The sequence below is a fragment of the Acinetobacter sp. NRRL B-65365 genome, assembly GCF_001605865.1.
Taxonomy (GTDB): Bacteria; Pseudomonadota; Gammaproteobacteria; order Pseudomonadales; family Moraxellaceae; genus Acinetobacter; species Acinetobacter vivianii.
Genome location: NZ_LRPD01000044.1, coordinates 26431 through 52857, shown reverse-complemented (window position 1 = coordinate 52857; position 26427 = coordinate 26431). Strand labels below are relative to the sequence as shown.

Genomic DNA, 26427 nt, shown 5'->3' with positions numbered 1-26427 from the left:
GTGGGAGGGATTGGAAGAGATTTTAAGATGAATTTACGCTTTCCGATTTTAGTTTTTGATATTGAAACGCTGACCGATATAAAGGCAGGGGCTCATCTCTATGATCTGGACTTGCCAGAAGCGGATGTGGAACAGGCACTGACCAAGATTCGCCGTCAAGAATCAGGTGTCGATTTTCAGCGGTTACCGTTGCATGAGATTGTCTGTATTTCTGGGTTATGGATTGATGAAAAAGGTTTCCGTCTGTTTTCATTCAGTCAGGAACAGAACAGCGAAGCAGAAATGCTGGCTAAGTTCTTGTCTATTTTTGATAAGAAACAGCCGACACTGGTGAGCTGGAATGGTTCGCAATTTGACTTGCCAGTGATTTTGTTCCGCGCCATGTATCATGGGCTTTCTGCACCAAGCTTATTTGATCAGGGTGAAATTGATCAGCAGAAGCGTTACAACAATTATCAGAACCGTTATCACCATCGTCATGTTGACCTGATGGATGTGATGGCCATGTTTAATGGTCGTAATTTCCAGAAGCTGGATGATATTGCCTGTTTGCTGGGTTTCCCAGGTAAACGTGGTGAGACGGGTTATCATGTGCCAGACTATGTACGCACTGAACAATGGTTAAAATTGACCAGTTATTGTGAAGGCGATGTGCTGAATACATGGCTGGTCTATATCCGCTGGTTGCTGCTAAAAGGTCAGTTGAATCAAAAAGATCATCAACAGTTGATTCAAGCGACGATTGATTATTTACAAACTCAAACGCAACAAACAGAATTTTTACAGGTATGGCAACAAACATCGCAATATACTGTATTTACCGCACCCACTTTTGCGCCAAAAAATTAGGTTCATCTTTTGAAACACAAAGCGAAACATCGCCCAGCCCAATATTCAACATATACCTTTCAAATCGAAGCATTTTCTCATGAAGGGCGCGGCATCGCGCATTATGGAACGCATCCTGACCATCCTAAAGAAAAGCATGGCAAGAAGGTATTTATTCGCTATGGCCTCGTTGGTGAAACGGTGCAGGCAAAGATTACCAACCAGACTTCTCGTCTTGAAGAAGCTGACATGATCAAGCTGGAAGGTGAGGCGGCTGAAGGTCGTGTTGATCCGATCTGCCCTCATTTTGGGGTATGTGGTGGCTGTAGCCTGCAACATATTCATCCTGACGAACAAATTTTACTGAAACAGAATGTGTTGAAGTCACATTTACAACATTTTGCGGGTTTAGAGCCTGAGCAATGGTTGGCACCGATCCGTTCGGTAAAAACAGATTACCGTCGTCGTGCCCGTATCGGTGTGCGCTACATTGCCAAGCAGAACCGTTTGGTGATGGGTTTCCGTGAGCATCATAGTAATCATCTCACTGCAATCCAGCAGTGCAATGTACTGGATCAAACTTTATCCGCAACCTTGCCTGAACTTAAGAAGTTACTCGAAAGTCTTACAGGCAAAGCCCATATTGGTCATATAGAATTGGCCATGGGCGATACTGAGGTGGCATTGCTGATTCGTCATCTGGATGAATTAAATGCGTCGGATGTCAACCAATTACGTCAGTTTACGTTACTCAAAGGATGGCAGTTGTATTTGCAGCCCAAAGGGGGCGATAGTTTACATCGCGTAGATGATTCACAGGCACCGATGCGTTTGCATTACAGTCTGGATGATTTTGCAGTCAAATTTGCATTTTCACCTTTAGACTTTACTCAAGTGAATAGTGGTGTAAATGCACAAATGATTCACTTGGCATGTGAATTGCTTCAATTACAGGAAGGGGAAAGAGTGCTTGACCTATTCTGTGGATTAGGCAATTTCTCTCTCCCGATTGCACGTCGTGTGGGTGAAACAGGTCAGGTGGTCGGCGTTGAAGCGAGTGATGAGATGGTGCAACGGGCAACTGAAAATGCGAAAGCAAATCAATTGTCACAAGCGCTATTCTTTTCACAAGATTTAACAAAAGACTTTTCGCATCATTCTTGGGCGAAACAGGGATTTGATGCATTATTAATTGATCCTCCACGATCAGGTGCGTTTGAGGTTATGCAATATGTACCTAATTTTGGAGCGAAAAGAATCGTTTATGTATCATGTAACCCATCAACACTGGCAAGGGATGCAGGTGTACTGGCACAATATGGCTATCAGTTGAAAAAAGCTGCGGTGATGGACATGTTTACGCATACTGAACATGTTGAATCGATTGCCCTGTTTGAAAAGATTGAGAAGCTTGAAAAAATCGAAGAGATAAACGATTAAAAAATGAGTTACATATCCAGAGGAGAAAGGTATGGTCACAGTACGTGAACAGTTACCTGGACGACTCCAAGAGTTGTCTGAGGAAGCGACTGTAGAACATGCCGCTGAAGCGCAAAGTAGTCTAGTCTCTTGGCTAGATCGAGTGCGTGGTATTTTGGATGGGGCTGAGCTAAAACAACTTCAAAAAGTTGCCGAGCTTACCTTAGCAAAAGAGTTACAAGCGACGGATCATCGTATCAATACCTTTAGTACAGGGATTGGTATGGCAGATATTTTGGCCCATTTGCATGTCGACGAAGACACGCTTTCAGCGGCAGTGTTATATCGTAGTGTACGTGAAGGTCTCATTACTTTAGAGGACATTCAACAACAGTTTGGCGAACAGGTTCTAGCTTTGGTTCAAGGCACCCTTGCAATGGGTAAACTGTCGGAGTTGATTGAAAAGAATAAGCGTTTAGAAGACCATTTTAATAATAATCAACGCGAACATCTAAATGGCATTTATAAAATGCTGATCTCAGTAACGGAAGATGTTCGGGTTGTACTCATCAAGCTGGCAGAGCGTACTTATGCTTTGCGTGAACTGGCAACAGCAAGTAAAGAACGTCAGGAACGTGTAGCACGCGAAATTCTCACCATTTACTCGCCGCTGGCGCATCGTCTCGGTATTGCACAGCTAAAGTGGGAACTGGAAGATCTTGCCTTTCGTTATTTGGCACCAGAACGTTATAAAGAAATTGCGTCTTTATTAAATGAAAAGCGTTTGGAGCGTGAGCAGTATATTCAGTTTGTGATTGATAAACTGAAAACTGAATTGGCTGCATATGATATCCATGCGGAAATTACTGGGCGTGTGAAGCACATTTATTCGATTTATCGAAAAATGAAAAGCAAGAACCTCAGCTTTGATCAGCTTTATGACATCCGTGCAGTGCGTGTGTTAGTGAAAAATGTGCCTGATTGCTACCATGCCTTGGGCATTGTTCATCAAATCTGGCGTCATATTCCGAACCAGTTCGATGACTATGTCACCAATCCAAAAGCCAATGGCTATCGTTCATTGCATACAGCGGTGATTGCAGAGAACAAATCACTGGAAGTACAAATTCGTACTTTTGAAATGCATAACGAAGCTGAGCTTGGGGTGTGTTCGCACTTTAACTACAAAGAAGGCGCCAAGAATACCGATCATTCCTTTAATGATCGTTTGCATTCTTTACGTGCGGTACTTGAACACTATCAGGAACGTACCGAAACCACGCCGCATGGTGAAGATGAAGAATCGAACGGCATTGATCAGATTCAGGATTTTGAAAATTTTGAAAAGATCTATGTGTTTAGTCGTGATGGTGACATCAAAGAGTTACCTCGTGGTTCAACCGTTTTGGATTTTGCTTACCATGTGCATACCGAGGTCGGAAACAAGTGCTATGCCGCACGTGTAAACCAGCGTTATGTGCCTTTAACCTATATGTTAAAGACAGGTGAGCAGGTTGAGATTTTAACCAAAAAAGATCGTGAACCGAACCGTGACTGGTTGGTGAATTCGCTGGGTTATATCAAGACTGCACGTGCGCGTGACAAGTTACGCCACTGGTTTAGACAGCAAGATCGTAGTAAGAATGTCGAAGTTGGGCGTGAGTTACTTAATAAAGAGCTGGCGCGTTTAGCGATCCATCCAAAGAGTATCGATCTTAAAGATTATTCATCGCATTTCAATCTGAAGGCAGGCGATGATATCTTGGTTGCATTGGTGAGCGGCGATATCAGTCTGCATGCCTTGATGAATCAGGTGAATCGTCAAATGCATCTGGATCAGGATGAGCCTGAACTGGTGTTAAAACCTGCATTGAATCCGCGTGCTAGTCATACTTTATCTGCACACGGTATCTTGATTGATGGTCTGGACAACGTTGAACTGCACATTGCACAGTGTTGTCAGCCTGTACATGGTGAATCGATTGGTGGTTATATCACGTTGAATCGTGGTGTGAGTATTCATAAAGTTGCATGTCCAGACTATATCCGCATGACGACACAAGAACCTGAACGTGCTGTTGAAGCCGATTGGGAAATGCAGCCAACGCGTGGTCAGAGTGTTCAGATCGTGGTGGAAGCCTATGATCGCCGTGGTCTGCTTAAAGATCTGACACAGGTTATTTTCTCGGATCAAATTAATATTCGTCAGGTCAATACAATTTCTGAGGCAGATGGTATTGCCAATATGAAGTTGTTGATTGAAGTAAAAGGGTTGGCTCAATTATCTCGTTTGCTGGCACGTTTAGAGCAGCAACCAGGGATTATTAGCGCAAGACGTTTAGTTCAAGGAAGTTAATTGATCTAAGTTGAGAAATAAAACCTGCAATATAGCAGGTTTTATTTTTTATTATTAGAACCTATGTTGGGTTTTAATAATAATGCCTAATTTGGAAATTACATTTTGCACTTTTTACTTTTTTGATAAACCGTCATGTTATCAATATTAGTTTGTGCCTTTGTTTTAATTGCTTGTTGTAAGGTCAGGTTAGCCGCATCAGAAGTATCTTCTTCACCCGCAAGATTATTGGCAATTTGACCCACTTTAGCAGCTTTCTCTGAATTTCCAGCAAAAGCACTAATAGCACCACTTGCAAGACCAGCCCATTTACTCACGGCTTTACCCGGTGCTTGTGCATTTGCATTGATGTTTGCAATGTTTTTGTCTGCTTCAGCAAGTTCGCGTTTGGCATTTGCTTGTTCAACAGAAAGATCAGCACAGTTCATGGCTTTTAATTCAGTAGTTGAAAATGGTTTGTTTGCATTTTCACTTGCAGCAAAAGCTGAAAAAGAAAATGTTGTTGCTAAAGTTAAAACTAGTAATTTTTTCATTATTAAAACCCTCGAAAAGAAGGGTCGCATAATAATAAAAAAATACGATTAAGTTTTACCATTAAAAACCTTAATAATTGACAATATGAATGTTTTTTTAAGGTTTTAGGTGTTTTATTGTGATTTTTAGGTTTTTTCTTGTTTTAAATATGTGTGGCAAGCTGGGTTTTAATATTGTCTTATTAGATTTTTTATTTTGGTGTTTTAAAGAATGCCTCTGATATTTTTTGATAATATGAAAGGCATTAAAATTATTTTTTTCTTGATAATAATATATTGGTTATTCGATTTAAAAACTGCGGACTCAAATGAGAGAGCTGATACATGAGCTTAGTTTTCATCCCCACAGGCGTATGGGTTGCAAGCAGGGCATGATCTTTTTGTTGTGCCAGTTGCAAAACCTGTTGAGCAACATCTGAAGCTGTGAGGTTTACGCCCATATGTTGAATACTACCTGCATCCATGTCTTTCACCATATTGGTTTGCACAAAGAGTGGCATGACATCCAGAACACGAATCTTGTATTTTTGCCACTCCACATCTAAGGCTTCAGTTAAACCTCGTACAGCAAACTTACTGGCAGAGTAGCAAGCCAAATCAGCCTGCCCATAAATCGCAGAGGCCGAAGATAAATTAATGACACGGGCAAAACGGGCCAGTTGTAGATGTGCTAAAGCGGCATGGCAGCCATTGAGTACACCTTTGATATTAATATCAATGATGCGATGGTGTGATTGAATCTCGGTGTTTTCGAATGCGCCCGAGTAAAGAATACCTGCATTGTTAACCAGAATATTCAGTTGGCCAGCCCAAAGCGTAAATTCCTGTAGCGCAGTTTGCCATTGCTGATAGTCGCTGACATCCAGATAACCCGCTTTGGCATTCACACCCAGTTGTTGTGCCAGATGTTGAGCCTGTTCGGTATTGATGTCGTAGATTCCAACTTTGAAACCATGTTGGTAGAAGAGGCGAGCGATTTCAGCACCAATTCCTTGTGCAGCCCCGCTAATAAAAACACTATTTTGCATTGCTTTCCCTTGCTTTATATTGATATTTTGCCTGCCTGTATATTACGCATAAGCGTGTTTAAGCTGCAACAATTAGGCTGCATCTGGTTTGGAGATCATCATGGAAAAATTATTGGCAATCATGCAAGAGTTAAGAAAAAAATGTCCGTGGGATCAACAACAAACACCTGAGAGTTTAACCCGTTATGCCATTGAAGAAGCGTATGAAGTTGAGGATGCAATTCGTTCGGGTGATATCGATGAGATTCGTAATGAACTCGGTGATTTATTGCTGCAAGTGGTTTTTCAATCGCAAATGTTTGATGAAAAAGGATTATTTAATTTTCAGGATGTTGTGAATGCGATCAGTGAAAAGTTAGTTCGCCGTCATCCGCATGTTTTTGAGGCGGAAAAATATCAAAATTTAACGCCTGAGCAAGTGAGTGAGTTATGGAAACAAATCAAACTGCAAGAAAAACAAGGTAAAGTACAATCGCGTCTTGATGAGGTGAAGCATGCACCTGCTTTAGTACAAGCGCATGAAATTCAAAAAAAAGCGGCACAACTGGGTTTCGATTTTGAAACGCTAGACGATGCTTATGCGAAGCTGGACGAAGAATTAGGGGAGTTGCAGCACGCAATCAAGCATCAAAGCGCGGATGAGATCGAGGAAGAGTTTGGGGATTGTCTATTTTCATTAATTAATGTGGGACGAAAGCTGGGGGTATCGAGTGAAGCATCGCTATTGGCGACCATTCATAAGTTTAGAAGCCGCTTTGCTTATATAGAACAACAGGCGCAACAACAACACAAAGACTTGCAAAAAATGAGTTTGGCAGAAATGGATGAACTCTGGGAGCAAGCCAAAATTCAATTAAAATCTGGGGAGGGGAACCATGATTTTTCGACTAGCGAGCAGCAAACATAGACTTTTTTTATTGATGATCTTGTGCATGGGATGTATTTCACATCTCAACGCCCAACAGTTTGATCAGTCCTATCAACAATGGAAAGCTCAGCAGCAAGCACGTGACCAGCAGTTGGCGAATCAGGCAAACAATAATTATTATTTATCCCGACCGGCTTCCCAACAAAATATAAAACAGGTTTCATCTTCCCTAAATATTCAAGGCGATAAAATCAGTTTAAATCAGGCAAATTTACAGCAATTGCAGACACTGAATGGTGTTGGCGAGAAAAAAGCCCAGACGATTATGGAATATCGTCAAAAGAATGGTGGTTTTAAAAGTATAGATGAGCTGATGAATATCAAGGGAATCGGGCCAAAATTGTTTGAAAAAAACAAAGCAAGGCTGATGTTATAGGCTCAGAATTGTAATAATGTGATGGAATAGGCAGACTGATCTGTTGAAACTTCCAACAGAATAAATTGCCCTTTGTGTGTGTTAGAGCTATGATTAGCGACAAATTGTTATTTACGTCCTGACGTAGGAGACAGTGTCTTTTGCAAACTTTGCGTGCGTCAAAATGTGGTTTGTCCACAACTCAACTTCCTTCCTCAATTCTAGATGTGATTGATAGTCTGACTAAAGCAGGCTACGAAGCATATATTGTGGGCGGTGGTGTTCGAGATATGATGTTAGGTCTTAATCCAAAGGATTTTGACGCGGTTACTAATGCTACACCAGCTCAGGTGAAAGAAGTTTTTGGTCGACGTTGCCGAATTATCGGACGACGTTTTGAGTTAGCACATGTGTATTCTGGTCGTGAACTGATTGAAGTTGCGACATTCCGTGCCCCGCCGAAAAAAGCAGTCACCAGTGCCTCTGGTATGATTCTTCGTGATAATAACTGGGGAACGATTGAGCAAGACTTTGCTCGTCGAGATTTTTCTATCAATACCTTGTATTACCAGCCACGGAAAGGCATCGTACTTGATTTCTGCCATGCGGTAGATGACATCAAGACGCGCACTTTACGTTTTCTTGGTGAACCTGCACAGCGTTTTGAAGAAGATCCTGTACGTATGTTACGTGCATTGCGTTTTGCTGCAAAATTAAACTTCCAGATTGATCAATCCATTCTCGATGTTTTTAGTGCTGAAATGACGCAATTATTGCGTGATGTTTCGCCACATCGTTTATATGATGAATCACAAAAACTGTTCACCATGGGGCATTTGACGCGTGTCTTGCCAATGTTGATAGAGTTTGGTGTATGGAAACAGCTTTTCGCCGAAATCCCGCCGAATATTACCGCTTTTATTGAGCGTGCCGCACGAAATACCGATCAGCGTATTCAAGTGGGTAAAACCATCAATCCTGCATTTTTCTATGCGGTATTGTTATGGAAACCATTTTTAGAACGTTGTGACTACTATTTGAATAAAGGTGTCGTGCCCGCGGAAGCGCGTGCACAAGCTGGACTTGATGTATTGAAACGTCAGGCTACTCGTACCATTATTCCACGTTTTGCTGAAACCTTTATTCGTGAAGTTTGGGAAATGCAGACGCGTTTGCTGAATCCAAAACCACAACAGATTGAGGCTTTGGCAGGGCATGCCCGTTTCCGTGCAGGCTTTGACTTCTTGCTGTTACGTGAAAAATCAGGCGACAGTAGTACAGAAGGCATGGGCACTTGGTGGGAAACTTATCAGGAAATGACCACTGACCAAAAAGAAGCGGCAATTCGTCAGTACAATCGTCAACGCAGCAAGACACGTCGTAAGGCGGTTGAAGCAGATGAGCCGAAGACGACTGAAATTGAGCCTTTGGTCAATGTACCTGAGCCAAGAAGTCGTCGTGGCAAAAAAGAACGTGTCAGAGCTGATGAGTCAGCGAGTCGTTTTATTGAAAAAGCGGCTGGCAATTCAGGACAGGTTCATGCGGATCATCCGATTCTTAAGCGTAAACGTGTACAACGTGACTTAAGCCAAGTGGTTTTTGGGCCAACACAATGACGATTCGTACCTATATCGGTCTTGGCAGTAATTTAGGCGATTCGCAGCAGATTCTGAGTGAAGCTGTTGCGAAGCTGGCAACGCTCGGCGCTGTACAGGTTTCTCGACTTTATCAAAGTCCACCGATGGGGCCACAAGATCAGCCCAATTATCTCAATGCAGTTGTTCAACTGGATACCGACCTTGCACCGCTTGCTCTGTTAGATCAATTACAACAATTTGAGCAAGAAGCAGGACGTGTCCGTTTACGACGCTGGGGTGAGCGAACGCTTGATCTGGATTTGCTGATCTATGGTCAGGAACAGATCCAGAATGAACGTTTAACGGTGCCACATATTGGTATTTTAGAGCGTGATTTCGTCGTTATTCCCTTATTAGATTTAGATGCTCATTTACAATTAAATGGTCATTCTTTAAAAGATTTAGAACTGGTACAGCAAGCAAACTTGACTGTAATAGCAGACCAGTCTTGGGCAACCGTCTAAGACTGTTTCGTTCTGGAAACGCCTGTAGAGGACATCATCATGATTAGTCTAAGTGACTTAAGAAAGTTTAAAGCCGAAGGACGCAAGTTCTCATGTCTTACTTGTTACGATGCAAGTATGGCTAAAGGGATGGAGTTGGCTGAAATTGATACGATTTTAATCGGTGACTCTCTTGGAATGGCGATTCAAGGCAGAGATTCTACACTTCCTGTTACTGTGGAAGACATGGCTTACCATACTGCTGCTGTACGTCGTGGTAATGCACATGCCCTCATTATGACGGATCTGCCATTTATGAGCTATGCAACGCTTGAAGATGGTTTGAAAAATGCAAGAACTGTCATGCAAGCTGGCGCACAAATGGTCAAGATCGAAGGTGGTGCCTGGCTTAGCGAACTGGTTACTGTATTGACTCGTAATGGTATTCCTGTGTGTGTACATTTAGGCTTAACGCCACAATCTGTACATGTATTAGGTGGCTATAAGTTGCAAGCAAAAACACGCGAAGCAGCGGATCAGTTGATTGCAGATTGTCAGGCCGTGGTTGATGCTGGTGCAGCGGTGTTATTACTTGAATGTGTTCCTGCACAGTTGGGTAAAGAAATTGCAGAATTGTTTCCGAATACACCAGTGATCGGGATTGGTGCGGGTAATGAAACGGATGGTCAGGTGTTGGTCGTTCAGGACATGCTTGGCCTGACCTTTGGTCGTGTTGCTCGTTTCGTACGTAACTTCATGAAAGAGCAAGCGGGTGAAACTGCAATCGTAGATGCGTTTAAATCGTATCATGCTGCCGTTCAGGATCAGTCTTTCCCAGCCAAAGAACATACTTTTCAGGTTGAGCTTTAATTCATGAAAACTGAAACAACGATACAAGGCTTAACTGCGTCACTTTCTCCTGCACGTAGTTCAAAAAAACTGATTGGTTTTGTACCGACCATGGGCAATCTGCATGAAGGTCATTTGACTTTGGTGCGTGCTGCCAAAAAAATCTGTGATGTGGTGGTGGTGAGTATTTTCGTGAATCCCATCCAGTTTGGTGCTGGCGAAGATTTCGAAAGTTATCCACGTACGCTGGAACAAGATAGCCGTTTATTGGCAGATGCGGATTGCGACATTATTTTTGCGCCAACGGTTGAGCAAATGTATGGCACTCAGCCACGTCTGACCAATATCAGTGTGGGCGAGATTACCGATGACCTATGTGGAAAATCACGTCCGGGTCATTTCGACGGTGTCGCAGTTGTAGTGACCAAGCTGTTCAATATTGTACAGCCTGATTTCGCATTCTTTGGTCAAAAGGACTACCAGCAATTGGCAGTGATTCGCCAGTTAGTCCAAGACTTGAATATGCCACTCGAAGTGATTGGCGTGCCGATTGTACGGGCTGAAGATGGTTTGGCGTTAAGTTCTCGTAATGGTTATTTAACCGAAGAGCAACGGGCAATTGCACCAACTATTTATCAATCGCTCAAACAGGCTGAACAGCAGTTGCATGAAGGGCAGGCGCTTAACCAAGTGTTAGCAAATATCTCTGCTCAATTGACACAAGCTGGTTTTGTTGTGGATTATGTGGAAGCTCGTCAGACCAACCTGCAACCGATTGCGCAATTTGATCAGAATCTTGTTCTTTTTGTTGCTGCAAAACTGGGTGCAACCCGTTTGATTGATAACCTACAAATTGATTTTAAAACATAAAAAATGAAGGGCAAAATGCCATGAAGCGTATTCTTATCGTGACAGGACAATCAGGCTCAGGCAAATCATCTGCATTACAAGTGCTTGAAGACTTGGGCTATTATTGTATAGATAACTTACCTTTGGCATTATTGCCTGAAATTGTGGCAAAACTGGATCACGAGAATAATCTTGAACAGTTGGCACTGGGTGTAGACATCCGTAGTACCCGTGCTGATATGCAAGAGTTTGATCATGTGTTTGAGCAATTACAACGACATGGTTCGGTTGATATTATTTATCTGACCACGCAGGATCAGGATTTGATTGCACGTTTTAGTGCATCACGTCGTCCACATCCGTTGGCCAGTCGCTTCAATAGCCTGTTGCAATGTATTCAGGAAGAGAAACAACTGCTCATCCCGATCCAGTTCCGTTCCACAGTGCATATTGATACCACGGATAAAAGTGTCCATGATTTAAAACATATCCTATTGTCTAAACTGGGACAGTCGGATAACTTAATTGTAATTTTACAGTCTTTTGGCTATAAGCACGGTATTCCACTCGATGCGGATTATGTATTTGACGTACGGCATTTACCAAATCCACATTGGGACTTAGAATTGCGTCGTTTTTCAGGTTTAGATGAACCTGTGCGCCGCTTTTTGGAAGGCAGTCAACAAACCAATGAAATGTTTGAAGATATTTATGGCTTTCTAAATAAGTGGTTACCTGCTTTTGCCGAAGGACATCGCCATTACATGACCATTTCTGTGGGATGTACGGGCGGGCAGCATCGTTCGGTTTATATCGTGGATAGACTCAAACAGGCCCTTGAGGCAAAATGGGCTGTCCAAATCTTACATAGAGAAATGAAGCACTGGTCATGATAGACACAACAATTGATGTAATTAATAAACTCGGCTTACACGCTCGCGCATCTGGTAAACTGATTGAAGTGACGACAAAATTTCGTTCTTCTATCCAGATTGGTAAGGGCGATAAGTTAGTTGATGCAAAAAATATTATGTCATTGTTGATGTTGGGTGCAGGTAAAGGCACTACATTAAGACTGGTGATTGATGGTGCTGATGAAGAAAAGGCACTGGAAGAAATTCAAACGCTGTTCGCAGCAAAATTTTACGAGGCAGAGTAATAGTGGCACGTGGTCCCCAACGTTATACAGATGAAGATTTTGAGTCATTAGAAGGGCGTGCGAGTCGAACTGAGCAAAAAAAAGCAGTCCAGCGCATGGCCGCTTTGGGTGAGCAGTTAGCTCAACTCAATCCAAAGCAGATTCAAAAACTTCCTGTCGATGAGCGCTTAATTGATGCTTTGCTAGAAGTGCAGAGAATTAGCTCATTTGAAGCGCGTCGTCGTCAGTTCCAACGCGTTGGTAAGTTATTGCGTAATGAAGATGAGAGCACGATTTTATCTTATCTAACGCCGCAACAAGGCGCTAAAAAACAAATGCAGTTGATGCGTTGGGTGGATCGTATGATTGATCAAGGCGACCCAATCATTAATGAGTTTAGTAAAGTATTTAACGCTTCTGAACGCCATACTTTGCGTCAGCATGTATTGCGTATTCATCGTGATATGAAGCAGCAAGTGAGTGAGGAAGAGCTGGAAGCTTCGAAACGTAAGTTCGTCAATTATGTTCAGCAGGTCGCACTGTTATCTGAGCAGTAAGGCTTAAAAATAAAAAAAGAAGTTTCCGAGGAAACTTCTTTTTTATCTCTTGTATTAATTTCCGAACTCGCCGTTTGCTCTTTGTTTTGCCCATTCTCTTAAAATAAATTTCTGTAATTTTCCTGTCGAGGTTTTTGGAATCTCTGCGATCACCACATCTTTGGGGACTTTAAAACGCGCTAGTTCTTGCTGACAATGCGCAATGATCTCTTCTGGTGAGGCAGTTGCTCCTTGTTTAAGTTCAATAAATGCACAAGGAACTTCTTGCCAGCGTTGATCTGGTTTCGCCACAACCGCGGCAGTCAGTACAGCAGGATGACGATACAGCACATCTTCAACTTCTAAGGATGAAATATTTTCGCCTCCTGAAATAATAATATCTTTTGAACGATCTGTAATCTTGGCATAGCCGTCGGGATGGCTGACCGCCAAATCGCCTGTATGGAACCAGCCACCTTTAAATGCTTCCTGAGTCGCTTCGGGATTTTTTAAATAACCTTTCATGACAATGTTGCCACGGAACATGATCTCGCCCATGGTTTGTCCATCATTGGGTACAGGTTGCATGGTTTCTGGATCAAGTACCCGCATACTGTCCTGTAAGGGATAAGGTACGCCTTGCCGTGAATGCAGTTGTGCTTGTTCCTGAATGGATAAATCACTCCAGCCTGCTTGTGAGGCACATAGGGCAGAGGGACCATAGGTTTCAGTCAGGCCATAAACGTGATTTACATTGATGCCGATATGATGCATACCTTCAATAATCGCAACTGGTGGGGCAGCACCCGCAACCATCACTTCGACATGATGATCAAATGAAGTTCGCTGTTCCGTTGGGGCATTAATCAACATAGATAACACAATCGGTGCGCCACAGAAGTAATCAACCTTATATTCTGCAATATATTTAAAAACCAGTTTAGGATCGACGCGACGCAAGCAAATATTGGTACCGCCACTGGCCGCAATAGACCATGCAAAACACCAGCCATTGCAATGGAATAGAGGAAGTGTCCAGAGATAAACCGCCCGTGGTTTCATTCCGCATGCCAGAATATTACTGGCTGCATTGAGATAAGCACCACGGTGGTGATAGATCACGCCTTTAGGATTGCCGGTCGTACCAGAAGTATAGTTAAGACTAATCGCATCCCATTCATCTTGTGGGAGTAACCATTCAAACTCAGGATGGCCTTGAGCAATCCATGACTCATATTCATATTGCCCAATGGCAATCTGTTCACCTTCAAACTCGGAATCAAATACGTCAATGACCACGATCTCTTGAGGTACTAGTTTGAGTGCTTCTACTGCGACCTCACGGAATTCGGGATCAACCAGTAGCACTTTGGATTCAGCATGTTCCAGCATAAAAGCAATGGTTTTGGCATCGAGACGCGTATTTAAGGTGTTGAGTACCGCACCTGCCATCGGGACTGCAAAATGTGCTTCGATCATGGCTGGAATATTAGGAAGTAATACTGAAACGGTATCGTTTTTTTGAATACCCAGGTTTGTCAGTTGATGAGCGAACTGACGGCAGCGTTGATAGGTTTGTTGCCATGTGATTTGACGTTCGCCATGGATAATTGCGGCTTGATGGGGGTAAATATAAGCGGCACGCTCTAAATAACGTAGCGGGGACAAGGCAACAAAATTTGCGGGTGTTCTTGGTAATTCGTCGTATGCACTCACCATGTGTATTGCTCCATTTCTGTTCTTTTCATTCATTACTAAACTATTCTGTCGTCGAGTCTAAATCATTTAGGCTTTAGTCGGAGGTGAATCGTAAGAGATATCGGGTTTTTCTGGTTCAGAGGTTTCATCCACAGCTAAACCCGTGTAAAATCTTGGATACTTTTTTATCCGCCGTTTTTTATCTTTTGAGGCCTCGCCTCAATACATAATCTCGCGGTGATATGCTCCTTCGTATAGGGCATCACTCCTTAAGGATTTTTTATATGCCAATCATTACTTTACCAAATGGTGATCAGAAACAGTTTGATCAGCCAATTTCCGTGATGGAACTTGCTCAAAGCATTGGTCCGGGTCTTGCAAAAAATACAGTTGCTGGCCGTATCAATGATCGCTTGGTGGATGCTTGTGATTTAATCACAGAAGATGCGACAGTTCAGATTATTACCCCGAAAGATGAAGAAGGTTTAGAAATCATTCGTCACTCATGTGCGCACTTGGTAGGACATGCGGTTAAGCAATTGTTCCCGGAAGCGAAAATGGTGATCGGTCCTGTGATCGAAGAAGGTTTCTACTACGACATCTGGATGCCACGTCCGTTTACGCTGGACGATATGGCTGCGATCGAAGAGCGCATGAAAAAGCTCATCGATCAGGATTATGATGTCATCAAAAAGATGACACCTCGTGAAGATGTGATTGCAGAATTCACAGCACGTGGCGAAGAATACAAGTTACGCTTGATTGCAGACATGCCGAATGAAACACAAATGGGCTTGTACTACCATCAAGATTATTTAGATATGTGTCGCGGTCCACACGTACCTAATACTAAATTCTTAAAATCATTCAAGCTCACTAAAATCTCTGGTGCATACTGGCGTGGTGATGCAAAAAATGAACAATTACAACGTATTTATGGTACAGCTTGGGCTGACAAAAAACAGTTAGCGGCTTATATCAAACGTATTGAAGAAGCTGAAAAGCGTGATCACCGTAAAATTGGTAAAGCGCTAGACTTGTTCCACATGCAAGAAGAAGCACCAGGTATGGTGTTCTGGCATCCGAACGGCTGGACGATTTATCAAGTGCTTGAACAATACATGCGTAAAGTTCAGCAAGAGAATGGTTATCAGGAAATCAAGACACCACAAATCGTAGACTTTACGCTTTGGGAAAAGTCTGGTCATGCGGCAAACTATGCTGAAAACATGTTTACGACCCATTCTGAAAGTCGTAACTATGCAGTGAAGCCGATGAACTGCCCATGTCACGTACAGGTCTTTAACCAAGGTTTGAAATCTTACCGTGACTTACCAATCCGTTTAGCTGAGTTTGGTTCTTGTCACCGTAACGAGCCATCAGGTTCTTTACACGGTATTATGCGTGTTCGTGGCTTTACTCAAGATGACGCACATATTTTCTGTACCAAAGAACAAATTGGTAAAGAAGTTGCAGATTTCATTAAGCTGACTTTAGACGTTTATAAAGACTTTGGTTTCGAAGACGTACAAATGAAGCTCTCTACACGTCCAGAAAAACGTGTGGGTGATGATGCACTTTGGGATCTGGCTGAAAAATCTTTGGCAGATGCGCTTGATGATGCTGGCTTGGCATGGGACTTGCAACCTGGTGAAGGTGCCTTCTATGGTCCGAAAATTGAATTTTCATTGAAAGACTGTTTAGGCCGTATCTGGCAGTGCGGTACGATTCAATGTGACTTCAACTTGCCAATCCGTTTAGATGCTTCTTATGTTACAGAAGACAATGAACGTGACCAACCTGTTATGCTTCATCGTGCAATTCTTGGCAGTTTTGAGCGTTTTATTGGTATACTAATTGAACACTATGCGGGTTTCATGCCACCTTGGCTTACACCAATTCAAGCGTGCGTCATGAACATTACTGATTCACAAGCAGAAGCAAGTGAACAAGTGGTCGCAAAACTCAAAGAAAATGGCCTTCGTGCTATTTCTGACTTGAGAAATGAAAAAATCGGATTTAAGATTCGTGAGCGTACCCTAGAGCGTATTCCTTACCTTCTAGTTCTCGGTGATCGAGAAGTTGAAGAAGGTACAGTTAATGTGCGTACTCGCTCAGGAAAAAATTTAGGTACTATGTCAGTAGATGCATTTATTGACTTAGTGAAATCTGCCGTTGCCGAACGTGGCCGGTACATTGTGGAGTAATAAAGATTAAACAGCCTGACCGTAACCAACAACAAGGTGCTAAAAGTAACCGTCCTGCAATCAACGATGAGATCCGTGCGAAAGAAGTACGCCTCGTCGCTGCAGATGGGGAGCAAAAAGGTGTTGTTTCATTAAATGAAGCATTACGTGCTGCAGAAGAAGCCAATCTTGACCTTGTTGAGATTGTTGCTAATGCAGAACCGCCTGTTTGTAAAATCATGGACTACAACAAGCACTTATTTGACTTGAAACAAAAGCAAAAAGATGCGAAGAAAAAACAGCATCAAGTGCAAGTGAAAGAAATCAAGTTACGTCCTGCGACGGATGTAGGTGATTATCAGGTAAAATTGCGTGCAATTTTACGTTTCCTTGAAGAAGGGAATAAAGTGAAAATTACCTTGCGTTTCCGTGGTCGTGAGATGGCACATCAACAGCTTGGTCTTGCTCAATTACAAAAAATTGAAGCTGACGTTGCTGAGTTTGGTGTTGTTGAACAAGCTCCGAAGATGGAAGGCCGTCAGATGGGCATGTTACTTGGTCCGAAAAAGAAAAAGTAATTTTTTCTTGATAAAAAAGCACCGCAACAGGCGGTGCTTTTTTATGTCTAAATCAGGCAATGGTTTGTTAAAAATGTGCTAAATCTAATGTCTAAGAATAAAAACAGGCTATGATAAGATTGCTTGATAATTACACGATTTAAAAACTGGAAAAATTCATGTCTACAATTAAAGGTACTCAAGAACTCTCTGAAATTAATCAAAAAGTTGTGCAAGAAGGAGAAGTTCTACCACAAGTTAAACTGAAAGATGGCAGTCGTGTACAAACAGGTACCGTTGCGACCATGCTACACAATATTAATCTTTATAATGCTGGAGTGCGTGGGGCTGTTGAAGAAGAATTAGCCTTAGCTGTCCCAACGTTATTTAAGGTGGGCATGTTTGATTTATTCTCTGTAGAAGAGTGGATTAATGGCACAAATGCTGGGCGTAAATTTGTCGGTGAGAAAGCCAGAGAATTTCAGCAAAAACACAAATAATTTTCCCGATATTTAGTTTAAAAACATGGTGCTATTGTATCTTTTTATGCCTATTTGCTGATCAATATAGGCGAAGTGTGCTATAACGCAACAACAGTCAAGATAACGATCAACAGGACAACATAAATGATTGACTTATACTACTGGGGCACACCCAATGGACATAAAATAACAATTGCTTTAGAAGAAATGCAACTTGAGTATCAAATTTTCCCTATCAATATTCTTGAAAATGACCAGTTCCAGCCTGACTTTCTGAGAATTTCTCCTAATAATAAAATTCCTGCAATTGTTGATCAGAATGGGCCAAGAGGTGAACCGATTTCAGTGTTTGAGTCGGGTGCGATCCTGCAATATTTAGGCAGAAAAACGGGACTGTTTTACCCAACTGATGAGCAGGAACGGGTTGAGGTTGAGCAGTGGTTGATGTGGCAAATGGGTGGTTTCGGGCCAATGTTGGGACAAAACCATCATTTCAATAAATTTGCTGCCGAACGCATTCCTTACGCGATTGATCGTTATGTCAATGAAACCAAACGTCTCTATGGTGTCTTAAACAAACAGTTGATTGGCCAGAAGTTTGTGGCAGGCGAATATTCAATAGCAGATATGGCGATCTTACCGTGGGCATTGCGTTATGAATGGCAGGGCATCCAGCTTGAAGATTACCCATACGTAAAAGATTATATTGAACGTCTCACGGCCCGTCCTGCGATACAGAAAGCCTTGTCGATCAAGGTGGGATAAGGCCTAAATAACTTTTTACTCCCAAGAACTTTCTATTTTGAGAATTCTTGGGAAGCTGCATTTTTACGTCATATAAGAATTGTTGTATCTGTTTTATTCTTGACTTAGAGTAATCCTTATCCCAAGTAAGTTTAAAATATATAACAGATGATGACTCCTGCAATCTCGGCACAGTATTTAGAAAAAATCGGTTTTAATGAGGCTTTTTCACCAACTTTGGCTCATCTAAAAACCTTATTAAGCCTTCATGTGCAAGCGATTCCTTTTGGCAATTTTTCTTCTTACTTGGGGGAAGAGGTCTCATTGGCGTCTGGTCAACTTGCTCAAAAGTTATTAAGAAATGATCAAGGGGGGTATTGTTTAGAGCATAGTACCTTAACCAGAATTGCGTTAACTGAACTGGGGTACGATGCTTATAATGTGCTGGGACGGGTGTATTATCAGGGTACACCTGTAACCACCCCTGTAATGAGTCATTTAGTGACACTGGTTCGTATTGATCAGCAACTCTTTTTATATGATCCTGGTTTTGGTGGTATGACACCGACGAGTATCTTGTCGATGAATCGCATTGGTGAGGCTCAAACCACCTCATTAGAATCCTTTAGGTTTGTGGAAGTCGCACAAAGTGGTTTAAGTGGTGAGGTGCTTACAGGAATGAAATATATGTTGCAGGTCTGTATCCATAATGAATGGATAAATGTCTATGCCATTGATCCAGAGCAACAGATTGCACATGCCGATGCACAGGTCGCAAACTGGTTTATTTCGACTTCTTCGGAATCTTTATTTACCCAGCACTTAATGTTATCTACTGCCAATACCCAAATGCGGATTACATTAAAAGACAGGGTCTTAAGAACGCATGGCAAAGGTGGATCTAATAAAAAAGAGTTAACCAATTTTGATGAGTTTGAACGCACCATTAAGACCGTTTTTCAAATGAATATCCGTGATGAGCAATTACAGGCTGCTTGGGAAAAACTGGCACGGACTCAATAATTTCAAGTTATATTGCTGTAGGTTGATATACTTTGATCGATATTGAGTGATCCCTTTAAATTGATGTCTTATTTTTTATTATTTCTCTCGGCTTTTGGCGCAGCGACGTTATTACCTTTACAATCTGAAGCGGTATTAATGACCTTGCTGGTACAGGGTTTATCCAATCCTTTTTATCTAATTTTGGTTGCGACGATTGGTAATGTTTTGGGTTCCTGTGTGAACTGGTGGCTCGGCCTAAAAATTGAACATTTTAAAGATAAAAAATGGTTTCCTGTTACTGAGCAACGCTTACAACAAGCCCAGCAGATTTATCATAAATATGGCTTTTATTCACTGCTATTGAGTTGGACACCCGTGATTGGTGATCCGATTACCCTGATTGCAGGCTTGATGAAGGAGAACTTTTGGCGATTTTTAGTGATTGTCACAATCGCCAAAGGTGGGCGTTATTTAACCTTATATGCTTTATATCTCGGTATCTTTTAAAAATAAAGAGGAAGGATTTGTCCTTCCTCTCAGATCTATTGATCTGAACCTTTGGTAATATCGACCTTGAATAAGTCACTGGTTTTAAACCAGCAATAACTCACTACGGCAAGGGTCATACAACCTCCGAAAATGGTGGCTGTGATGGTACCGAGATATTTGGCTGCCAGACCTGATTCAAATGCGCCCAATTCATTACTTGAAGACACGAACATTCCATTTACCGCAGCCACTCGGCCACGCATATTTTCAGGTGGGAAAATTTGCAGCACAGTTTGACGGACGACAACCGAAACACTGTCACAGGCACCTGTCATTGCGAGGGCAAACAGAGAAAGCCACATATGGTTTGAGAAGGCGAACAGAATAGTGAAAATACCAAAACCTGCCACAGCCAACAGCATATTACGCCAAGCATGATGCATTGGTGGGAACTTGGTTAGGACAATCATAGTGATCAGTGCACCGATTGAAGGGGCAGCACGTAGATAGCCTAAGCCTTCGGGACCGACTTTTAAGATTTCCTCTGCAAAAATCGGCAATAGTGCAATTACACCACCAAACAGTACAGAAACCAGATCGAGTGAAATCGCCCATAACACAATCTTGGTTTTCCAGATAAAGCGGAAGCCATCGGTTAAGCTTTGCAGTACATTTTCGGTTTCCATTTTCGGAAAAGTTCGCTTCTCTAGACAGTTAATCAAAACGAAGCAAACGGCCAGTAATGCAGATACTGCAAAGAGACTGGTTTCACGCCCCAAAAACGCCAGCATAAAACCACCGAGCATGGGGCCAATGATGACACCACTTTGCCAGCCAATCGTGGTCCATGTTGCGCCATTGGCATACAGTTCACGTGGAATCAAAAAAGGCTTGAGCGATGTTGCGGAAGGATTGTAAAAGCCTCGAATCGTACCTAAGGCAAAAATGACTGCATAAATGCCCCAAGAGAGTGTTGTTATGCCAATTTTTTCTAAACCATGTAAATGGAATAACCCCCAAAGCACTAAAGGTAATGGAATAGAAAAGAATAAACAGACTTTCATGATGCTTTGTTTATTCAGCTTATCTGCAAAATAGCCACCCCACAAAGACAAGGTAATAAAAGGTATCGCCTCTGCCAGTCCAATAAAGCCGAGTGTGAGTGGATCACGGGTAATTTGATACAGTGAATAGGCAACGATAATTTCCTGAATCAGGATTGCCAGTGTTAAGCAGAACTGATTAACGGTCACGATAGAGAAATCCCGATACCGCAAGGCAGCAAAAGCATCATTCTGTATATTCATATGGATGGGTATTTAAGAATTTGACTCTATTATAGGCGCTGATTTTGTGTATGTTTCTCATAATTTGAGAATTAATTATGGAAAATAACGTTTGGGGAAAACACGTCTATTTCTATCAAAAAATGAGCATTTTGCTTTTGTTTTAGCGATAGATGCTATATCATACTGCCTTCCTTACCTGCAGGTCGATTTGCAATAGTGCAAACGTGCCGAACAGGTGCCCAAAAGAGGTTACTATGGCTAAGTTAAAAACTCGCCGTGGTGCAGCTAAACGCTTTAAAGCGACTGCAAACGGTTTCAAGCGCAAACAAGCATTCAAGCGCCACATTTTGACCAAAAAATCTGCTAAGCGTATCCGTCAATTGCGCGGTTGTGTAATGGTTCACGTAAGTGACGTTGCATCAGTTCGTGCTATGTGCCCATACATCTAAGGAGATTATAAATGGCTCGTGTAAAACGTGGTGTAGTGGCTCATCGTCGTCACAAAAAAATTCTTGCTCGCGCTAAAGGTTACTATGGTGCTCGTTCACGCGTTTATCGCGTAGCGTTCCAAGCGGTAATCAAAGCTGGTCAATACGCATACCGTGACCGCCGTCAAAAGAAACGTCAATTCCGTGCTTTATGGATTGCGCGTATCAATGCTGGTGCTCGTCAAAACGGTTTATCATACAGCCGTATGATCGATGGCTTGAAAAAAGCTCAAGTGATCATCGACCGTCGCGTATTAGCTGACATCGCTATGCATGATGCAATTGCATTTGCTGCTTTAGCTGAAAAAGCTAAAGGCGCATTAGCTGCATAAGCTTAGAGATTCAAAGAAGGCCGCTTTTTAGCGGTCTTTTTTATTTTTAGAACATTCACTTTTACTTTTTAGACCACATCATCAAGAAAATAATAACGCCAGCGGTTATCACCATAAATTTGGCAAATTCATAATGGTTAACCAACCAGAACACCCCGTAGAGTAGCCCAATGACAACCGCTAAAAAGAAGATAAGATAAAGTGTCGAGGCCGTAACAGATGTTGGTTTTTCTTCTGTAGAGCTATCACTGTTTAGTTCATTATTCGTTTCACTATTAATCTGGGATGTATGTTGTAGTGCGTGTGGTGGAATATAGGAAAAATCTTCATTCACATATGCTTTCTCATAGCTATTTGCACTATGTGAAACTAGGTTGATTAATGCGTTGTTTAGGTCCTCTTGGAAAAGGCTTATTGCTGAAAATTCTTGGTCAATGATACTTGAATAAGGTGATCTAGAATCTAGTGTCATTGCGACTTCAGTTTTGATTTGCTCTTGTAAATTACAGAGTCTATTTATCCAAGAAAATGCCAGATTGAATTCAGGACTCGGTTCATCAAGAAGAGGATAATCGCTTATTTCATTTTTTAAAAATAAGTTATTGGTTAATAGTAGACTTTTATCTTGTTTAAAATTAAATGGGCTATCTAAAAATCTACTTTGAAAATCCTCATGTAAGTTTTTCCAATTCAGATTTTTGTTGAACGCATCAACAATCTGGAGTTGTTTTTGATCTAATCTGATGAGAGTAAACAATAGATATTTATTATAGCTTTGAGAGGATGCAAAACCATGAAATTCACGAGGATCTGTAGACGTCGAGAACTTCTTTACTTTTTCTGCATGTACTTTAACTAAAGCAAAATTTTGATCTCTTCCCAAGAAGACGGCTACAGGATAATTGCTTGTATCAAAAACAAATTGTTTAAAATGCTGGGTAAACTCAGGAAAGAGTAGGTCTGAGGGAATGAGCTGGCAACGTTGAATTTGTTGATCTCTGAGATCGGCAATTAAGTGTGAAATGGAATCATAGAGTAATTCATTGGTTTCTAAATCACGTACCAGAAATAGGTCATGAGTTATATCGCACCATTTATGTTCGATCTTATATTCAGCAATTTTATGGTCAAAATAGCGCTGAGCATTATGTTGTAAACCTAATATAAACTTCCAGTAATTCTCGGTCATGGTTTTATAAATACTATTATTGATGAGAAGTTAAGTTGATAATCATAGCTGAAATTATCTATGGATTAAAACGTGCGCAGACAATATCACTTTAGACAAGTGGGTCAAAATACTCACATCTGGGATGTACATCATCTGGTTGAGCTAACCAAAACTTTTGTGATTAAGAAAGTGGCACTTGCTGATATTCGAGAACTCAACGAAGCTTATTGGTTCCCAAATCAATCTCCGACGACACAGCAAATCATTGAACATTTTCAATTGGTTGAAGCTGCTGATCTGAGTTATCCCATTATTTTGTGTGCTGAAGGTCGGGTGATGGATGGTATGCATCGTGTTGCCAAAGCAAGTTTATTGGGACATGGCGATATTCTTGCTGTGCAATTTGAACAAACGCCTGAACCAGATTTTATCAATGTGGATGAAGATAAACTGGATTATGATGAATAAACCAATCTTTTGATTTAATTGGAGATTACATAACCGAAACATGTTGCAATAGACTTTTCTCCCTGAATCTTTTTACAGTAAAGAAAACAAGATTGGGATAAAAATATGCGAGTGAGTGTAGAAGGTTTAGAACAAGGCGCGATTGAAACAGAATTAAGTATCTTGCCAAGAAAGGGCGAAACCATTCGGATCTTTTATGGCCCCGATGCGGAAGTGGAGGGTGAAATTGAAAATATCCATCACATTGTCAATCAGCATGATGGCGGTCATAAAATCATTATCAAAATCAGACCTACTTTTTAAATTAAACAAAAAACCTAGATGAAGTGATCTAGGTTTTTTTATTTAGCCCGTTGTTATAAACCAAAATAATACGCACAAACACAGATGATAATGGTGAGGAGAATTAATTTAATCACACCTGAAGCGCCAACTTTGTGGTGCTGTTGGGTTGGGTTACGTTGTTGTGGAATTTCCATGGTTCGATCAATGATTTCTGGTTCCTCTGCCGTTAGTTGCGCCGTTTGGTAATGATTGGCGGTTTTCACGATCAGCTTGGCAAATAGGTCATCTGCTTTTTGCAAAAAGTTACGCAGGTTAATTTGCTCTTCAGGACTGAGCAATTCGCCGGTCGCAGTGTAAGGGTGCTTCTTTTGCTGTTCTAAATGATTCACTAATGCTTGGGTGCGATGTAATAAGCGGTGTGCACAGTCAGCTGGATAGTCGGTTGGGATTAAAGCCAGTTGCCGATTTGAAAGGTCGTCAGGATCGATTTCATAACCGTAGAAAGGAAAATCCTGCTGTTCAGGTTCTATAAAGTTGTCCGCATATTTGCTGTCAAACAGTTCTCTTTCCAGAAAAATAGCAACTTCATTCCAATTCACTTTTTTTAGATCGGCATCGATTTTCTTGGCAAATTTATCATTTAATTCGTAACGCCAAAGATCTTCTTGACGTAGAACCGATTGCTGAGAAACGGGCGCTTGAAATTCACTATCGCTATTGTCCCATTCGGCAAGCTCGTGTCCACAGATCCAAGCCGTTTTTTTGTTGGCTTGATGGCTTACGATAAAATGTGCAAAGGGAAGCAGCTCAACATTGGCATTCGGATTCTGCTCATCATTGAGTACGTTGGATAAATGCAGGCTCAGTTTTTTTACGCCTTGTTTTTTTAAACCTTCAAGCCAAATCTGGAAATGTTGAGCCAGTAGATGCTGAGAAAGTAAATCTCTGAAGATCAGACGATTCTGATCAAAAACTGGATGTTCGATCCAGCGACTAAAATTAAGATTTCCCGCAAGGTATTCATTGCCATAGGTGACAAGGGTAAGCTGCTGTTTCCAGATTTGATCAAGCGCCATCGTTGTTATTTCTCATTGACGATATCGGTATCTTATCCATTTTATTCAATTATTGATCATTTTTTTCAAAAAATTAATGGATCTCTTTCATTCTTCTATTGTTTTACTCCCAAGTTTATGCAGAAAAACTAGATGATTTAAAGCTTGGTTTCGCTTCATAAAATGGGTAAAAAGCTGATAAACTATAGCGTTTTCTTATATTTCTATATTTTGTTGCTTTGAGAGTTACTATGTCACTGGAAGCCCTGACCACTGAAGCGCTTGCTGCCATTGCAGCGGCTCAAGACCTTGCTGCACTCGATCAAGTACGTGTGCAATTTACAGGGAAAAAAAGCCAGCTTGCAGAGCAGTCGAAAGCACTTGGAAAAATGGATCCTGAAGAACGAAAAGTACAAGGTGCTGCCATCCATGCTGTTCGTGAAGCAATCAATGCAGCTTTGACCGAGCGTCAACAGTCATTACAACAAGCTGAACTTGCGAAGAAACTGGCAAGTGAAACCATTGATATTACTTTGCCAGGTCGCGGTCAGCGCATGGGAAGTATTCATCCTGTTACTCAAGTACAAGAACGTATTTGCCAATTTTTTACCAAGGCGGGTTTTCAGGTTGCGCATGGTCCTGAGGTTGAAGATGACTATCACAACTTCGAAGCCTTAAATATTCCGGGACATCACCCAGCGCGTGCCATGCACGATACCTTCTATTTTGATGCGACACACTTATTGCGTACGCATACTTCGGGTGTTCAAATCCGTACTATGGAAACCAGCCAGCCACCAATTCGTATTGTGTGCCCAGGTCGTGTTTATCGTTGTGACTCGGATCAAACGCATTCACCGATGTTCCATCAGATCGAAGGTTTATATGTGGCGGAGAACACCAGCTTTGCCGAGTTAAAAGGGTTATTGATTAACTTGCTCAATGAATTCTTTGAAAAAGATTTGAAAGTACGTTTCCGTCCGTCTTACTTCCCATTCACAGAGCCAAGTGCCGAAGTGGATATCATGGATGAACGTGGTCGTTGGTTAGAGGTTTTAGGTTGTGGCATGGTGCATCCAAATGTACTTCGTGCTGCAGGTATTGATCCTGATAAATACAAAGGCTTTGCTTTTGGTTTAGGGGTAGAGCGTTTTGCAATGTTGCGTTATGGCATCAATGATTTGCGTATGTTCTATCAAAATGATGTGCGTTTCTTACGCCAGTTTGCCTAAACAGATTTGGACCTCTCCCTAACCTCTCCTAAAAGGAGAGGGGATCA

At 41.7% G+C, this 26427-nt stretch carries 29 protein-coding genes; 23 read left to right on the top strand and 6 right to left on the bottom strand.

Going from position 1 to position 26427, the window contains the following annotated elements; all coding sequences use genetic code 11:
* Positions 1-27: 27 nt before the first annotated feature.
* Genes AWW72_RS14970 through AWW72_RS14960 form a run of 3 tightly spaced genes read left to right on the top strand, consistent with a single transcriptional unit; the run spans position 28 to position 4603 of the window.
* Positions 28-849 carry a 3'-5' exonuclease gene (locus AWW72_RS14970; protein ID WP_004774674.1) on the top strand — a complete coding sequence of 274 codons (822 nt, stop codon included), beginning with the start codon at positions 28-30 and terminating at the stop codon, positions 847-849.
* 9 nt (positions 850-858) lie between these two features.
* Positions 859-2268: a 23S rRNA (uracil(1939)-C(5))-methyltransferase RlmD gene (gene rlmD, locus AWW72_RS14965; protein ID WP_062847869.1), complete on the top strand. Its 1410-nt coding sequence runs from the start codon at positions 859-861 to the stop codon at positions 2266-2268.
* Positions 2269-2299: 31 nt separating this feature from the next.
* Positions 2300-4603 carry a RelA/SpoT family protein gene (locus AWW72_RS14960; RefSeq protein ID WP_004774676.1) on the top strand — a complete coding sequence of 768 codons (2304 nt, stop codon included), beginning with the start codon at positions 2300-2302 and terminating at the stop codon, positions 4601-4603.
* A 98-nt stretch (positions 4604-4701) separates the two neighbouring features.
* On the opposite strand, the gene AWW72_RS14955 is transcribed toward AWW72_RS14960, so the two are convergent.
* Positions 4702-5136, bottom strand: coding sequence for a hypothetical protein (locus AWW72_RS14955; protein ID WP_062847868.1), 435 nt, complete (start codon positions 5134-5136; stop codon positions 4702-4704).
* A 251-nt stretch (positions 5137-5387) separates the two neighbouring features.
* Positions 5388-6164, bottom strand: a complete 777-nt coding sequence (locus AWW72_RS14950) for an SDR family oxidoreductase (RefSeq protein ID WP_062847867.1) — start codon at positions 6162-6164, stop codon at positions 5388-5390.
* A 100-nt stretch (positions 6165-6264) separates the two neighbouring features.
* Here AWW72_RS14950 and mazG point away from each other — a divergent pair, with 100 nt between their 5' ends.
* The 9 genes from mazG (at position 6265) to yjgA (ending at position 12920) form a co-directional block, all read left to right on the top strand.
* Entirely contained in the window at positions 6265-7071 is an 807-nt protein-coding gene (gene mazG / locus AWW72_RS14945; protein ID WP_062847866.1) for a nucleoside triphosphate pyrophosphohydrolase, read from the top strand.
* Positions 7040-7468, top strand: coding sequence for a ComEA family DNA-binding protein (locus tag AWW72_RS14940; protein ID WP_062847865.1), 429 nt, complete (start codon positions 7040-7042; stop codon positions 7466-7468). The genes mazG and AWW72_RS14940 overlap by 32 nt, the downstream gene beginning before the upstream one ends.
* A gap of 140 nt (positions 7469-7608) precedes the next feature.
* The gene (gene pcnB, locus AWW72_RS14935; protein ID WP_005255102.1) at positions 7609-9063 is read left to right on the top strand and encodes a polynucleotide adenylyltransferase PcnB; all 1455 of its coding nucleotides are present in this window, start codon (positions 7609-7611) and stop codon (positions 9061-9063) included.
* Complete coding sequence (folK, locus tag AWW72_RS14930) at positions 9060-9548, top strand: 2-amino-4-hydroxy-6-hydroxymethyldihydropteridine diphosphokinase (protein WP_062847864.1); 489 nt, start codon at positions 9060-9062, stop codon at positions 9546-9548. Before pcnB ends, folK begins: the two co-directional genes overlap by 4 nt.
* A gap of 39 nt (positions 9549-9587) precedes the next feature.
* A complete protein-coding gene (gene panB, locus AWW72_RS14925) occupies positions 9588-10397 on the top strand; it encodes a 3-methyl-2-oxobutanoate hydroxymethyltransferase (protein ID WP_062847863.1) in 810 nt (269 codons plus the stop codon).
* A 3-nt stretch (positions 10398-10400) separates the two neighbouring features.
* Positions 10401-11246, top strand: coding sequence for a pantoate--beta-alanine ligase (panC, locus tag AWW72_RS14920; protein WP_062847862.1), 846 nt, complete (start codon positions 10401-10403; stop codon positions 11244-11246).
* A 20-nt stretch (positions 11247-11266) separates the two neighbouring features.
* Positions 11267-12118 carry an RNase adapter RapZ gene (gene rapZ, locus AWW72_RS14915; RefSeq protein WP_004774690.1) on the top strand — a complete coding sequence of 284 codons (852 nt, stop codon included), beginning with the start codon at positions 11267-11269 and terminating at the stop codon, positions 12116-12118.
* Positions 12115-12384 (top strand): HPr family phosphocarrier protein, encoded by a 270-nt coding sequence (locus AWW72_RS14910; RefSeq protein WP_004774692.1) that lies wholly within the window; start codon positions 12115-12117, stop codon positions 12382-12384. Before rapZ ends, AWW72_RS14910 begins: the two co-directional genes overlap by 4 nt.
* Positions 12385-12386: 2 nt before the next feature.
* Entirely contained in the window at positions 12387-12920 is a 534-nt protein-coding gene (yjgA, locus tag AWW72_RS14905) for a ribosome biogenesis factor YjgA (protein ID WP_004774694.1), read from the top strand.
* Between the two features lie 54 nt (positions 12921-12974).
* Here the strand turns inward: yjgA and AWW72_RS14900 are convergent, their stop codons facing one another.
* Positions 12975-14618: an acyl-CoA synthetase gene (locus AWW72_RS14900; protein WP_062847861.1), complete on the bottom strand. Its 1644-nt coding sequence runs from the start codon at positions 14616-14618 to the stop codon at positions 12975-12977.
* 263 nt (positions 14619-14881) lie between these two features.
* On the opposite strand from AWW72_RS14900, the gene thrS reads away from it, so the two are divergent.
* The 6 genes from thrS to AWW72_RS14870 all read left to right on the top strand — a co-directional run bounded on the left by thrS (position 14882) and on the right by AWW72_RS14870 (position 20078).
* Entirely contained in the window at positions 14882-16804 is a 1923-nt protein-coding gene (gene thrS, locus AWW72_RS14895) for a threonine--tRNA ligase (protein WP_004774698.1), read from the top strand.
* Between the two features lie 5 nt (positions 16805-16809).
* Positions 16810-17361, top strand: coding sequence for a translation initiation factor IF-3 (gene infC / locus AWW72_RS19210; protein ID WP_079281829.1), 552 nt, complete (start codon positions 16810-16812; stop codon positions 17359-17361).
* A 158-nt stretch (positions 17362-17519) separates the two neighbouring features.
* Positions 17520-17840 carry a DUF7709 family protein gene (locus tag AWW72_RS14885; protein WP_005255092.1) on the top strand — a complete coding sequence of 107 codons (321 nt, stop codon included), beginning with the start codon at positions 17520-17522 and terminating at the stop codon, positions 17838-17840.
* A 126-nt stretch (positions 17841-17966) separates the two neighbouring features.
* On the top strand, positions 17967-18587 hold the full coding sequence (locus AWW72_RS14880) for a glutathione S-transferase N-terminal domain-containing protein (RefSeq protein ID WP_005255090.1): 621 nt from the start codon (positions 17967-17969) through the stop codon (positions 18585-18587).
* A gap of 150 nt (positions 18588-18737) precedes the next feature.
* Entirely contained in the window at positions 18738-19589 is an 852-nt protein-coding gene (locus AWW72_RS14875) for an arylamine N-acetyltransferase family protein (RefSeq protein ID WP_062847860.1), read from the top strand.
* Between the two features lie 63 nt (positions 19590-19652).
* Complete coding sequence (locus tag AWW72_RS14870; protein WP_062847859.1) at positions 19653-20078, top strand: YqaA family protein; 426 nt, start codon at positions 19653-19655, stop codon at positions 20076-20078.
* 35 nt (positions 20079-20113) lie between these two features.
* On the opposite strand, the gene AWW72_RS14865 is transcribed toward AWW72_RS14870, so the two are convergent.
* Positions 20114-21367 carry an MFS transporter gene (locus tag AWW72_RS14865; protein ID WP_005255083.1) on the bottom strand — a complete coding sequence of 418 codons (1254 nt, stop codon included), beginning with the start codon at positions 21365-21367 and terminating at the stop codon, positions 20114-20116.
* A 236-nt stretch (positions 21368-21603) separates the two neighbouring features.
* Here AWW72_RS14865 and rpmI point away from each other — a divergent pair, with 236 nt between their 5' ends.
* Both rpmI and rplT read left to right on the top strand, forming a co-directional pair.
* Complete coding sequence (gene rpmI / locus AWW72_RS14860) at positions 21604-21798, top strand: 50S ribosomal protein L35 (RefSeq protein ID WP_004637967.1); 195 nt, start codon at positions 21604-21606, stop codon at positions 21796-21798.
* A gap of 11 nt (positions 21799-21809) precedes the next feature.
* Positions 21810-22169 (top strand): 50S ribosomal protein L20, encoded by a 360-nt coding sequence (gene rplT / locus AWW72_RS14855; RefSeq protein WP_004655655.1) that lies wholly within the window; start codon positions 21810-21812, stop codon positions 22167-22169.
* A 61-nt stretch (positions 22170-22230) separates the two neighbouring features.
* On the opposite strand, the gene AWW72_RS14850 is transcribed toward rplT, so the two are convergent.
* Positions 22231-23358 (bottom strand): hypothetical protein, encoded by a 1128-nt coding sequence (locus AWW72_RS14850; protein WP_062847858.1) that lies wholly within the window; start codon positions 23356-23358, stop codon positions 22231-22233.
* Positions 23359-23430: 72 nt separating this feature from the next.
* On the opposite strand from AWW72_RS14850, the gene AWW72_RS14845 reads away from it, so the two are divergent.
* Both AWW72_RS14845 and AWW72_RS14840 read left to right on the top strand, forming a co-directional pair.
* The gene (locus tag AWW72_RS14845; RefSeq protein ID WP_062847857.1) at positions 23431-23808 is read left to right on the top strand and encodes a hypothetical protein; all 378 of its coding nucleotides are present in this window, start codon (positions 23431-23433) and stop codon (positions 23806-23808) included.
* Positions 23809-23913: 105 nt separating this feature from the next.
* Positions 23914-24111 (top strand): hypothetical protein, encoded by a 198-nt coding sequence (locus tag AWW72_RS14840; protein WP_004774718.1) that lies wholly within the window; start codon positions 23914-23916, stop codon positions 24109-24111.
* Between the two features lie 53 nt (positions 24112-24164).
* On the opposite strand, the gene AWW72_RS14835 is transcribed toward AWW72_RS14840, so the two are convergent.
* A complete protein-coding gene (locus AWW72_RS14835) occupies positions 24165-25169 on the bottom strand; it encodes a hypothetical protein (protein WP_062847856.1) in 1005 nt (334 codons plus the stop codon).
* A gap of 230 nt (positions 25170-25399) precedes the next feature.
* On the opposite strand from AWW72_RS14835, the gene pheS reads away from it, so the two are divergent.
* The gene (pheS, locus tag AWW72_RS14830) at positions 25400-26380 is read left to right on the top strand and encodes a phenylalanine--tRNA ligase subunit alpha (protein ID WP_005255074.1); all 981 of its coding nucleotides are present in this window, start codon (positions 25400-25402) and stop codon (positions 26378-26380) included.
* Positions 26381-26427: the final 47 nt, after the last annotated feature.